The organism is Candidatus Parvarchaeota archaeon, from assembly GCA_016866895.1.
In the GTDB taxonomy this organism is placed as follows: Archaea; Micrarchaeota; Micrarchaeia; order Anstonellales; family VGKX01; genus VGKX01.
This window is the reverse complement of the sequence record VGKX01000020.1, coordinates 1-10,980: the sequence shown is the minus strand read 5'-3', so window position 1 is coordinate 10,980 and position 10,980 is coordinate 1. Positions and strand designations below refer to the sequence as shown.

Annotated in this window: 12 protein-coding genes and 1 tRNA gene; 6 read left to right on the top strand and 7 right to left on the bottom strand. The window is 45.1% G+C overall.

What is annotated here, in order from left to right; translation table 11 throughout:
- Window positions 1–195 precede the first annotated feature (195 nt).
- Together FJZ26_01560 and lysS are read right to left on the bottom strand one after the other, a co-directional pair.
- Complete coding sequence (locus FJZ26_01560) at window positions 196–1,188, bottom strand: polyprenyl synthetase family protein (GenBank protein MBM3229092.1); 993 nt, start codon at window positions 1,186–1,188, stop codon at window positions 196–198.
- A gap of 37 nt (window positions 1,189–1,225) precedes the next feature.
- Window positions 1,226–2,833 (bottom strand): lysine--tRNA ligase, encoded by a 1,608-nt coding sequence (gene lysS, locus FJZ26_01555; protein ID MBM3229091.1) that lies wholly within the window; start codon window positions 2,831–2,833, stop codon window positions 1,226–1,228.
- 29 nt (window positions 2,834–2,862) lie between these two features.
- On the opposite strand from lysS, the gene FJZ26_01550 reads away from it, so the two are divergent.
- Complete coding sequence (locus FJZ26_01550; GenBank protein MBM3229090.1) at window positions 2,863–3,117, top strand: hypothetical protein; 255 nt, start codon at window positions 2,863–2,865, stop codon at window positions 3,115–3,117.
- A 151-nt stretch (window positions 3,118–3,268) separates the two neighbouring features.
- Here FJZ26_01550 and FJZ26_01545 read toward each other — a convergent pair whose 3' ends face one another.
- From FJZ26_01545 to FJZ26_01535, 3 genes are all read right to left on the bottom strand, one after another.
- Window positions 3,269–3,505: a hypothetical protein gene (locus FJZ26_01545; GenBank protein ID MBM3229089.1), complete on the bottom strand. Its 237-nt coding sequence runs from the start codon at window positions 3,503–3,505 to the stop codon at window positions 3,269–3,271.
- Between the two features lie 442 nt (window positions 3,506–3,947).
- Window positions 3,948–4,541 (bottom strand): hypothetical protein, encoded by a 594-nt coding sequence (locus FJZ26_01540; GenBank protein MBM3229088.1) that lies wholly within the window; start codon window positions 4,539–4,541, stop codon window positions 3,948–3,950.
- A 33-nt stretch (window positions 4,542–4,574) separates the two neighbouring features.
- The gene (locus FJZ26_01535; GenBank protein MBM3229087.1) at window positions 4,575–5,108 is read right to left on the bottom strand and encodes a tRNA (cytidine(56)-2'-O)-methyltransferase; all 534 of its coding nucleotides are present in this window, start codon (window positions 5,106–5,108) and stop codon (window positions 4,575–4,577) included.
- 167 nt (window positions 5,109–5,275) lie between these two features.
- Between FJZ26_01535 and FJZ26_01530 the strand changes: the two genes are divergently transcribed.
- From FJZ26_01530 to FJZ26_01520, 3 genes are all read left to right on the top strand, one after another.
- A tRNA-Lys gene (locus FJZ26_01530) sits at window positions 5,276–5,349 on the top strand.
- Between the two features lie 24 nt (window positions 5,350–5,373).
- The gene (locus FJZ26_01525; protein ID MBM3229086.1) at window positions 5,374–6,048 is read left to right on the top strand and encodes a hypothetical protein; all 675 of its coding nucleotides are present in this window, start codon (window positions 5,374–5,376) and stop codon (window positions 6,046–6,048) included.
- Window positions 6,049–6,089: 41 nt separating this feature from the next.
- Window positions 6,090–6,371: a hypothetical protein gene (locus FJZ26_01520; GenBank protein ID MBM3229085.1), complete on the top strand. Its 282-nt coding sequence runs from the start codon at window positions 6,090–6,092 to the stop codon at window positions 6,369–6,371.
- Between the two features lie 45 nt (window positions 6,372–6,416).
- On the opposite strand, the gene FJZ26_01515 is transcribed toward FJZ26_01520, so the two are convergent.
- Window positions 6,417–6,833, bottom strand: coding sequence for a hypothetical protein (locus tag FJZ26_01515; GenBank protein MBM3229084.1), 417 nt, complete (start codon window positions 6,831–6,833; stop codon window positions 6,417–6,419).
- A gap of 193 nt (window positions 6,834–7,026) precedes the next feature.
- Between FJZ26_01515 and FJZ26_01510 the strand changes: the two genes are divergently transcribed.
- Together FJZ26_01510 and FJZ26_01505 are read left to right on the top strand one after the other, a co-directional pair.
- Complete coding sequence (locus tag FJZ26_01510) at window positions 7,027–9,345, top strand: hypothetical protein (protein ID MBM3229083.1); 2,319 nt, start codon at window positions 7,027–7,029, stop codon at window positions 9,343–9,345.
- A 38-nt stretch (window positions 9,346–9,383) separates the two neighbouring features.
- Window positions 9,384–10,568, top strand: a complete 1,185-nt coding sequence (locus tag FJZ26_01505) for a GTP-binding protein (GenBank protein MBM3229082.1) — start codon at window positions 9,384–9,386, stop codon at window positions 10,566–10,568.
- 31 nt (window positions 10,569–10,599) lie between these two features.
- Here FJZ26_01505 and FJZ26_01500 read toward each other — a convergent pair whose 3' ends face one another.
- Window positions 10,600–10,821, bottom strand: a complete 222-nt coding sequence (locus FJZ26_01500) for a hypothetical protein (GenBank protein ID MBM3229081.1) — start codon at window positions 10,819–10,821, stop codon at window positions 10,600–10,602.
- Window positions 10,822–10,980: the final 159 nt, after the last annotated feature.

Below are 10,980 nucleotides of genomic sequence, written 5' to 3'. Positions count from 1 at the left end.
ATGGGCCCCATCCCCACCCAGCCACTGCGACTCGGCACGACTGGAAGATCTGAGTCTCCTTGCAAGCGCATGGGGCATGTCATCACATCTGGGATTTGATTGTTGTTTGAATGGTTGGTTGTTGTTTGTATTTTGTTATATTTAAGTTTAAATATAAATATTGCGAAAATTGATGGTTATGGCAGGCCGCGAACCCTAAAATTCACGATTTATCAAGTAATCGGCCATGTCATAAAGTTTTTGTGTGGCGTGGTTTTTAGGAAGACAATCCAGATTTTTTTTAGCCTCAACAACAAGGCGCCTTGCATAATCGGCGGCATAGGTCAGCGAGCCGTAGTCGGCCATCAATGAGGAAATGAGTTTGATGTCTTCTTTTGACGCTTTTTTTGAATCAAGTGTGTTGCGCATGCGCGTGGCCTGGGACTCCGAGCATTTGGACAATAAGTCAAGTACCATTAACGTGCGTTTGCCTTCCACAATATCGCCGCCGATTTCTTTTTTGTATTTTTTTTCATCGCCGACTATGTTCAGTATATCGTCCTGGATTTGAAAGGCGACCCCGACGTCGACGCCGTATTTGTATATTTTGTCAGCTTGGTTCTTGCTCCCTTCACCGACTAAACAACCAGACTTGCAGGCGCCCCCGATAAGCGCGCCGCTCTTGCCGCTGACCATGTGCACATAATCTTCAGGTTTGATTTCCCAAAGATTATTTGCATGCCAGTTAAGCTCTATTGCCTGGCCCTCAAGCACCGAAACATAAGATGAGTAGAGGACGTTGGCTATTTCAATTATTTTCTCAGGTTTTGCGTCCAAAGAAAATAAAGCCTTCCATGAAGCCATGAACAGGCCGTCGCCTGCGTTAAGGGCAAGGGGCAGGCCATAAGAGATGTGGAGGCATGGTTTTCCACGCCTCATTTGGGAGTTGTCCTCTATATCATCATGAATGAGCGTGAAGTTGTGGAAAAGCTCAAGTGAGGCCGCCACCGGCAGGGCTTTATGAAATTCCCCGCCAACAGCTTCGCAGGAAAGAAGGCACATCATTGGCCTAAACCGTTTGCCCCCCCTGCCAAGAAAATCCCAAATCAAACCGTAAACTTCCTTCGGTTTTTTGTTTTTTGGGATGGTTTTGAGCATTTGGGCCTCGACCAGGTTTTTGTTGGCTGATATCTCATCTACTATGTCCATAATTACACCCAACTTGCGTTTTGTTGGCCTGGTTTGTTCAAAGCAGCTCGCGTTTTATTGTTTCTACACCAATTGCGTGTATGAGTTTGCCAAGTTTCGGCCCCGATTGCTTGCCGATTATGTGTGTGTACAGTTCTTTAAATAAATCAGCAGGTTGTATGTGGTGAAGTTTGGCGCATTCAAACACAAAATTGTGAATTTCCTCAGGAGAAGCGCCTGGTTTTAAGGATTGGACAAATGATTTGGATGTGGTTGAGGAAAGTTTTGAAAATGAAAGTTCGAATACGTATTCAGGCGGGGCAAGTTTGCGCTCCACCCAAGCTAGCACATAGGGCTTTAGGTACGCAACGCCGGCACTGTCGTCAAGCATGTTTGCCACAACACCCCAATTGCGATAAAGCTCAAAATATAGGAGAATGTCGGTAAACTGGGTGCGCCAACGAATCCCGTTTGGCGAAGATATTTTTGCCGCAAGCGCTGCTTTTCGCGGCGCGCGCTCCAAAGAGGATAAATCTTTTGAAGAATCTGCCATGGCTTTTGTATAGTCGGATATTAGTTTGAGGAGGTTTTGGGTTGTTGGATTGATGTCGATGTTTTCCTGCAGGTCTGGCCTGAGAAGGGAAAACGCAATAAGTTCCGGCGGCAGTATTTCCAGTAACTCTGAAAGACCCATCCCAATGCCCTTGGATTTGGAATATTTTTTGCCTTGAAAAAGTATGAAGCCGAATTTGAAGCCTATTGGTGGTTGCTTGTTGAATAGGTTTTTGTAAACAGCCGCAAGCGTGTCCCAAGAGCCGCCTTTTGTATGGTGGTCCATGCCGGCACCCTCGATGCTTGTCCCAAGAACCTCCATCCAGGACGGCCAGTGCAGCCTCCAGGTCAATTTATATTTGTGGTCCGAAAGTTTGTTGCTCCCGCTCCAGCCACAACCTTTCGTGTAACCGACATCACGCGAGTCCGAGTATGTATAAATTTGTGTATTTTTGTCGTATGACGTTGTTATTGTAGTGGCAATCCTCCCACATTTTTCACAAATGGGCATTATTGCCGACCAGTCTGGCGGCATGCTTTCCCTCAAGGAAGATTCCGCAACCACAACAGAAGTTCTTTTTTGATTTTCCAGAAAAAAGGCCGCAAGCTTGTCAAAAGAGCCGGATGCATAGAGCTCAGAGGCTTTGAGAATCTCCGGGCGTATCTGGAATTTTACCATGACATTTTTGATTTCAGCTAGGAAGTGGTCACCAAACGATGGATGGCAGCCTTCAGGGTCTGGAACGTAGCAAAGCGGTTTGCCCAAGTGCGGTTTTAGTGTGTTTTCGTACTCAGAAAAAATTAAGGGGATTGAATCAAATGCATCTAAGATGTCTGCGATAAAGTAGAATTTTGCCTTGTGCCCTGCCAAAACCAGTTGTTTATGTATGGCAGCTGGGAAAAGGAATTCGCAAAGCGTCCCAAGATGGCACGGGCCCGAAGTTGTTATGCCAGCACTCACGACATATGGCCCCGTCTTTGAAGAGGTAATGTTGTTGGCTAATGTTTCTATCCAGTGAGTGTGTTGGGTTGGTACTTTCTCATCCACAATAACGCACCTGCAAGCAGCAAACAGACAGATTACCAAAGCAAGGTTTTTAAATCTGGAGAACAAATACGAATAAGATTTGAATTGAAGGTGAGATGATGGGCGTCAAAGTGTCAAGGATTTATGGTATGGATATTTACACCGACAGCGGCCGATTTTTGGGCAGGGTGCAAGATATTGTTTTGGATTTGGAAAAAGGTGAGGTTGTAAGGCTTACCATGGAGCCCCTCTCATCCATAACAAGGGACGAGGCTAAGAGAATATTGAAGGATAAGAGCATTTTATACAAAAGCGTTAAATCAGTGGAAGATGTTGTTGTTGTTTCTGGGCCGCAAGCGGCAGCCCAATAAACACCTGTTGTCGGTAGTTTGGGGCGGCAGCCACCCCTCACTTCCACTAATATCCTGATTTATTATTTTTTTATTAATACTATTTTTGAAAATTGTGTTTATTTATTAGAGTTTTCGTTGTTTTTAGATAAATTTAAGAAAACTGGCGATTTCAAACAATTTGCTCTATTGACTCGCATTTGGTTTTGTGGGCAACAAGCTGGCCGGCGAATTGTTTGAAGAAGGAATCGGCTTCAGACTCATAAATATCATCAATATAAAGGACGGATTTGGTTTTAAGGGCGCATTTTGAAAGGTTTGATTTGTTGAATTGGTAATAAAACCTCCTTTTTATTTGGTTGAATTTTTTTTCGTCCGAGGCATGTAGGTCATAAAAATATAATAACATAGAATCCCCCAATTAACAATTGTTGTTTGGTTGTTGTTTGTTGCTTTGGTTTTGTTTATTTTTTTACGTTTGTAATAAAATTTGTAAAATATTATTGTTTATATATTGTTTATAATTTATGTAACTATAGTTACAATATATTATAATATTTAATCTTTTTTAAAAAAATACCCAACCACCCTAAAAAAACCGATATTAGTGGAACTGGGGGGTCTGTTTAACTACAAATAAATGTAAATAAAAAGAAATAGCGGAGGGTGGAATCTCAAACTGGTATTCAGTTTTTTGAACCACCGGTCTCTGGGTTATGAGCTTCGCCTTGGCAAAAACAAGTTTTATGCCCAATCCAGCGGGCACTCCAGACTACCCTACCCCGCTATATGTGTAATTCGTACATTCATGTTTATATACCCGTCTGGGTGGGGTTAAAACACAAATCAAATTACTCAAACAAAACCAAATCCTTTCTACAACCCAAACATTTGAATTTCTTGTCATAGGCTTCTTCAAAACTATCCTTCGTTCCTTCACCACACTCTTTGCAATAGTACACTTCCCCGCCGACAACTGTGTTTTCGGTGTTTTGTGCGTTCTTGAGTTTGTAACTCTCAATCATTTTTTCGACTGTCGTGTCGTTGATTCTCCACACATATGAGTACCAACCACTCTCTGGGTCGCGGCTTCGCGCATAATCGACAAGCCCGGTTGTGTGGAGCCTGTTAAGGACTGCCCGCACATCTGATAATTTAGTCTTGCTTTTCCTGGCCAAATCCTCGTCACTCATCTCAAAACTAAACTCTCTTAGCACATTGACGGCGTTTTCACCAGCAAGCTCAATCAAACCCTGCCTGGCAAACGCACTTGAGAGAAGCTCGTTATTTTTGAAAGCTTTTCTTTTATTTGGCTTGGCCCTGTTCCTCGCTTTTAATTTAGCCTCCAGCCCGCCTTTCTTTAATTTAACCTTATCTGTTTTGTGTTTGTTTGGTGATTTTGTTTTTCTCAACACAACTCGCCCGCGCCGTTTTACGGCGTTCATTTCCCGCAACTCAAATATATAAACTCTCTCGAATTATTTACACAAAACTATTTTTTTACCACTATCATTTAATGCAACACTCATCCCACCAACAAATTCAAAATCAAATTCTTTTCCGTCAAAATATCTATCTAAAAAAACTGCAAGGGCAGCTATTTCCGAATGTGGCTGGCCGGTCACGGAAACGTTATAGTCTGCCATTTCATAAATGGATGGCGGAACTTTTTGCGAGCCGACAACAACACAAACATTCTCTATTTTTTTAATCGCATTTATCCTTTCCAATATTGGGCTGCCGTACATGGTCAGATGGACAACCTTGTGTGTTTTTTTTATTTCCTTCAAAAATCGCGCGTAATCTGCGGCGTATTCAATCTCAAAATTACCTCCCCATTTCTTACATATCCCCCTGACACTGGCCAGTATCTTATCGTCTTTCTCCCCACTTACCACGGCCTTTTGTGCACCTAAGGCCCTTGCTGTGAGGCAGACATGCGTAGTCGCCCGCTCGTCGCGTATTATCCTGTGCCCGAATCTCAAAATTACAATTCCCATCTCAACCAACATTTTATGCCAAACAACCCTTAAACTAGTTATTATTTGTCCAAATTATCTGTCCAAACCCAACATTTACCGATTCCCGCACCAATACATCTTATCAATACACTTCTTTTTCCTGCCGTATATTCTTTTATAGTTAATTGGAGCAATCTTCTTCCTTATTCTCAGCTTTTGGGCCTATAGCTCAGCTTGGTAGAGCAGTGGACTCTTAATCCACCCGTCGGGGGTTCAAATCCCTCTGGGCCCGAACTTTCCCATTTACTCTCAAACCATGATTCTTTCAGCGGTTGTGTTTATGGAAATAATCATTCTTCCCACAATACACATAAATAAAAACAATGATGAAATCGTTGACAAGGCCTTTCAAATCTTCAAGCCAAATATGGTTGCCTTGGAGTTGTGCCAACAACGTTATGCTGCCATTACAACAAACAAAAAACCTTCAATTTTTGATTTGCTGTCAAAGCCGTTTTTCTCGCTTTTTTACCTGCCCCAACAACTTTTGGGGAAGATATTGGGCTCCAGCCCGGGCCTTGAAATGGTTTGCGCGATAAAACTTGCTAAAAAAAATAACGTTCCAATGCTTCTTGCCGACATTCCAATTACCCTTACTCTGGCCGCTTTGAAGTCCGTGCCGCTGTCAGAAAAAATCAAACTCTTCATCCCTATTTTCAGCAAAAATACAATCTCCCTATCCTCCCTCGCGGAACTGGCATCGCCGGCCAAACTAAAACAAATCCTTGCATATTTCGAGCAGCAAGCCCCAACAACCTATTATCACATAATCCGGAACCGGGATTTGCACATGTTTATGTCTGTGCTGCATGCCGGGCGCGGGCGGGTGCTTCTGATAATCGGGGCAGGCCACGCAACAGGCATTGCATATTTAATTGACGCATATAATCTTAATAACAAAACTCAAATTACCTACAAAACACTCAACTAAATCACAACAAATCAATCTAAGTGCCCACTTCGGATGTTTGTATGGCATTTCTCATAAAAGAAAAACAATGCGCCGTGCTTCTTGCCTTGAAGGACACAAGCAAAACCTGGTATGCCTCCAATCTTGCGCGCCAGGCAAAAACCACCTATGTCTTTACCTCCAAACTCCTTCTTGCTTTCAAAAAAACCGGCTTTGTGAAACTCGAGCAAAAAGGCAAGCTCAATACCGCATCTCTGACAGAAAAAGGCGCACAACTTGCCGGCCTTATGGAAGATATTTGCCGCAGGCTGGAGCAGGCAAAACTACAATCTGAGCAAATCTAGAAAGACGCGCCATTACGGCCAAAACAACCGCGCGGCAATGACTTCTCAAACCACACGCACTTCAAATTCTTTTTTGATCGAAGTAATCACATGCCCAAAATCCCGGTAATGGGAAAAGACTTCAATACTGATTGGGTAAACACCTGGCTTAGTCGAGGCGGCTGAAAACATGGGTATCCTGGCTTTTTTGCTCTCATCTGCCTTCATCTGCCCTACGCGCAGGTTTTTCTCCCTGGCTATCATTGTGCTGTCAACACCAATGCCTTTTGGAACTGCCACGGCGACCGATGCCAGCACGTCACCGCCTGAGATGTTGGTCAGCTCCAATATCAGGTCCACGGTGTCATTTTTCCTGCTTGTGAGCCTGAATGGCAGGAAACTCCCATTCAAGGCAAAATGAGCCGCACTTTTTTGCTCCTGCTGGCTGTTGAAGATACTTTTAACAATCTCGTCAATTCCCATTCTTGTCGCCCCCTAAAAATCAAAATCCAATCTCTACGCACAACACACTTGATTCACTCAAATACTGCCACTACTCTTTATCCCCAATATATATTAAAAATCACACACCAACAACCAATACTACCGCCCCATTCAACATTATATTACCACCATACCAGTCACTTATTTATAAAACAAACTACATTTGTCTTGCATGGGCAAATTCCAGGTTGTGGGGAACAGGCTAGTTGTGGACTGCATGGCGACGCCGCACGAATTGTTTTCTGCAGCCTTCATCAACGACCACCTCAAAGATCTCTCAACGCTTGACGCCACTCCAAAATCCATAAGATATGAGGAGGAAATGTTCGTAGACTTCAGTGAGGAAAACACCAGGGCACTGCTAGAGTATGCAAGAATAATTCGGCAGGTGGAAGGCATACTCCTTGACCCAAAAACCTACGGGCACCCGCAAGACGAGATGTGCCCGAAAAGGAAAAAAGTTTTTGAGGAATTTTATGAGTATCTTTTCATGGACCCGCTGCTTGCAGTCCGCCTGCTGCAGGACTTCAACGAGGAGCCTCCGACAAGGCAGCTTTTTTACGAGGGTTACAGAACATTTCGTGCATGGTTGAATGGCTCAGTTAAAGCAACAAACGACTCTGCCCTTTACAAACTGGTGCAGAGGACAGGCGACTTGCGCGGCGCTTTTCTATCCATGGCAGGCCTCCAGTCAATGAAATTCGTATCAACAATCGCATTGGATCTGCCCAAAAACGCAGTCTTGCTGGACTCGCCTGATGCCTCTTATGAGCTTGGTTTTGGCCTCAAGGCCCAGATTTACGACACGGGTTCAGAGTCGTATTTCTACCACATCAAAAACGAGGTGCTTGATTCTCTCCCACAGCCGTTAGTCTCAATGATGCGCCTTGAAATCCAAAACAGCATCGGGAGGCAAAAAGACGAACTTGTCGATTACACTACCATATTCGAGACGAAAACCCGCGAGTACAAGCAAAAATTCCTTGACGAGGCGGCAATTAAAGGCATCCCCATTACAACCCAGCAGGCATTATTGATGGGAAGGGAAACCTCGGCATGGATTTACGGCCTTGGGGCGTTCATAGAAAACATGTCTCTTGACCGGGACAACATCACCGACATTTATGTTGATTCGGAAAATACCCCCCTCTACATAGAACACGCAAAATTTGGCGTTTGTCACACTTTATGGCGCTACAACAAAGAGCTGTTGGAGCATGCCTTCCGCAACATCATGGCCATAACAAAACAGGTTCGCAAGTTCGACCTGAACAATCCTGTTGTGGATGTTGTGCTGACAAGGCTCAATATGCGCTGCCATCTGCAGCGGCCTCCGGCGACTTTTGGCGAGCTGCAAGGCGCGTTTAGGCTTGGCAAGGAAAGCCCATTCACATATTCCCAATACCTTAGCTACAACTCCTTCTCGCCTTTTTTTGCGGGATACGACGACATGATGGTGGAACTTGGGTGCTCTGAGGCGGTGCTTGGCCTCAAGGGAGTAGGCAAGACTGCGTTTACAAGCGCAAAAATATCCGCGATAGGGTCCAAACGGAGGATACTCCCAATACAAGACATAGAGGAAATCCCAACCAAGGCGTTTCGCAAGCGCGGCTTCCACATTGCCGCCTTGCGGGTTCAAAGCTCCGACAAGGAGGAATCATCATCTACTGAGCTGGACCTGGTCTCAATGGCAAACGCCTCGCTTAGGATGGGTGATGCCTGCCTGATAATCAATGAAATACGCTCCAGGCTTGCAATCCAGGGGGTCATTAATCTTCTCAACACACAACCTGGGGTTTTCATCCTCTACAATCTCCATGCCCAATCACTCAAGGACATACAAGACAGGCTTGAGCTTGTTTTTGGCATACCGTCTGCAAGCATGTATTCCACCGACCGCTACTCTTTCCTGCGAAAGGTCCGCTTTTCGCGCAAAGGCAGGGTATACAGGACGCTTGGGTCTTCATACGAAACAGACCAGGCGCAAAAACAATTTACTGAGATTTTCACCTTCCGGCGCGGAGAAAACATCAATGAGTCATATTTAGAGTGCTTGTTTTTGGAAAACAAAGAGGCTTCGTCAAACGATCTATCCGAAGTAAACCTGGAAAAACTTTCAAAGGAATTGAAGATAAATTTTGTCCCACCAGCGCTTTCGCGCAGGGCAGAAGAAACCGGGCTTCCAGCCGAGCATTACTTGGTGATTGCATTCCTCAAAGGCAAGCTGTATTCAACCATCCTCAAACAATCTTTGAAATTGGGCGACAAGGCCCTGTGCGAGCTTGATTTTGTTCTCAAATGCACAAGCACCATGAACAACATGCTGCGGGAAAATGAAAAGCCCGACGGAACAATAGATGTCGGCAAGTTCGAAAAGCTTTGGGCCGGCAAATTTGTTGAATTGCTGGCACAGGACAGGCTTGCACGCACCTGCGCGCCGCAGTCCGAATCGGCCGCAAGCCAAGGGCAAAAAAAACAACAGAAAAAGTAATAACTTTAATTTGCTTATTTTCAAACAGGTTGGGTTGTATGGGTGTAGCTGATAAACTAAGCGAGCTTGAGGCAGAGCTTGCCAGAACCCAGAAAAACAAGGCAACTGAATTCCATATCGGAATCCTCAAGGCCAAGATTGCAAGGTTAAAGCGGGAAATGACTGGGCCAAAGAAAGGCGGCTCGTCGGGCGGCGGGTTTGACGTGCGCAAGACGGGAGATTCAACCGTTGTCTTCATCGGCCTCCCATCTGTAGGCAAATCAACGCTTCTCAACAGGCTTACAGGCACCAAGTCGGAAGTTGCCGCCTATGCCTTTACAACACTCACCTGCATTCCAGGCATGCTTGAGTACAAAGGCGCAAAAATCCAGCTTTTGGACCTTCCAGGCATCATAATCGGCGCATCGGAGGGCAAGGGCCGCGGCAAAGAGGTGCTTGCGGTTGCCAGAAGCGCGGATTTAATCTTGATAATCCTTGACGTATACCAACCAGGCGCCTATGAGGCGATATTAAGGGAACTTTACAATATGGGAATAAGGGCAAACCAGAAAAGGCCGGATGTTGTAGTGTCAAAAAAACTCAAAGGCGGCGTGTCAATCACATCAACTGTAAAAACGACAAAAATAAATGAAAGGATGGTTTGCGGCATCCTGGGCGAATACGGCATACACAACGCAGATGTTGTCTTGCGCGAGGACATTGACGCAGACCAGTTCATTGATGTTGTCGTGCAGACGCGCAAATACGCCCCGGCCCTGGTAGTTTTGAACAAGACGGAAATCGTGTCTTCCGAATACCTCAAAACCCTCAAATTTGATTTCATCCCGGTTTCGGCTGAAAAAGGCGTCAACATGGATGCGCTCAAAGAGGCCATTTACAAAAAACTTGACTTAATGCGCATTTTCACAAAACCGCGCATGGGCGAGGCTGATATGAAGGAGCCGCTTATGATACGCCGCGCGAGCACTGTGCGCGACTTGTGCGAACGCCTGTCGGGGGACCTGCTTGACAACTTCAAACACGCGATAATATGGGGCAAAAGCGCCAAGTTCCCGGGGCAGAAGGTGGGTCTTGACCACGTGCTTTGCGACGGCGACATAACTCATATTGCAAAAAAACCCAGCACCGAAATCAAACAAGAGGATTTGGACAAGCTTATCCAATCAAAACAAGACTTTGGCAATTCTGGCAAAGCCCAAAAGCCTGTCAAAATGAAAAAATAATAAAAAATTCCCAATGGCTTTCCTGCCCTTTTCATTTGCCCCTGCTTGTCTTGCCCCCCAGCCCCCGGTCTGTTTTAGGTTTCTTATGGGATATGGTGCCGCCTTCTATCCTCCACGACTCCATACCGCCCCCGTCCGGAGCGCAAAGTGTGATAAAGGTGTATTTGTTTTCAAAATCCAGAGTCAAAACCTTCTCAATCCCTTTATGGATGGCCCGCATTGATACGACTTTTCCACTGTTGCAAATTTTCATTGGCGGAGCACCTAGTTTTCTTGCGCGCGGCAAATCGTTCTTTGAATGTTTGGAATGCCAGATTCAACTGTACGGGGTTTTCCAGCTCGTTCTCATTATCTGGACCTCGCCAAGGCCCTCTATCCCTGAAATATATTTCTGGATTTGATTTTCAAGTGC

Coding starts and splice junctions, on each gene's coding strand:
- FJZ26_01515 (MBM3229084.1), bottom strand. CDS start 6,833: ATGGGAATTGACGAGATTGTTAAAAGTATCTTCAACAGCCAGCAGGAG.
- FJZ26_01510 (MBM3229083.1), top strand. CDS start 7,027: ATGGGCAAATTCCAGGTTGTGGGGAACAGGCTAGTTGTGGACTGCATG.
- FJZ26_01525 (MBM3229086.1), top strand. CDS start 5,374: ATGATTCTTTCAGCGGTTGTGTTTATGGAAATAATCATTCTTCCCACA.
- FJZ26_01500 (MBM3229081.1), bottom strand. CDS start 10,821: ATGAAAATTTGCAACAGTGGAAAAGTCGTATCAATGCGGGCCATCCAT.
- FJZ26_01550 (MBM3229090.1), top strand. CDS start 2,863: ATGATGGGCGTCAAAGTGTCAAGGATTTATGGTATGGATATTTACACC.
- FJZ26_01560 (MBM3229092.1), bottom strand. CDS start 1,188: ATGGACATAGTAGATGAGATATCAGCCAACAAAAACCTGGTCGAGGCC.
- FJZ26_01505 (MBM3229082.1), top strand. CDS start 9,384: ATGGGTGTAGCTGATAAACTAAGCGAGCTTGAGGCAGAGCTTGCCAGA.
- FJZ26_01545 (MBM3229089.1), bottom strand. CDS start 3,505: ATGTTATTATATTTTTATGACCTACATGCCTCGGACGAAAAAAAATTC.
- FJZ26_01520 (MBM3229085.1), top strand. CDS start 6,090: ATGGCATTTCTCATAAAAGAAAAACAATGCGCCGTGCTTCTTGCCTTG.
- FJZ26_01540 (MBM3229088.1), bottom strand. CDS start 4,541: ATGAACGCCGTAAAACGGCGCGGGCGAGTTGTGTTGAGAAAAACAAAA.
- FJZ26_01535 (MBM3229087.1), bottom strand. CDS start 5,108: ATGTTGGTTGAGATGGGAATTGTAATTTTGAGATTCGGGCACAGGATA.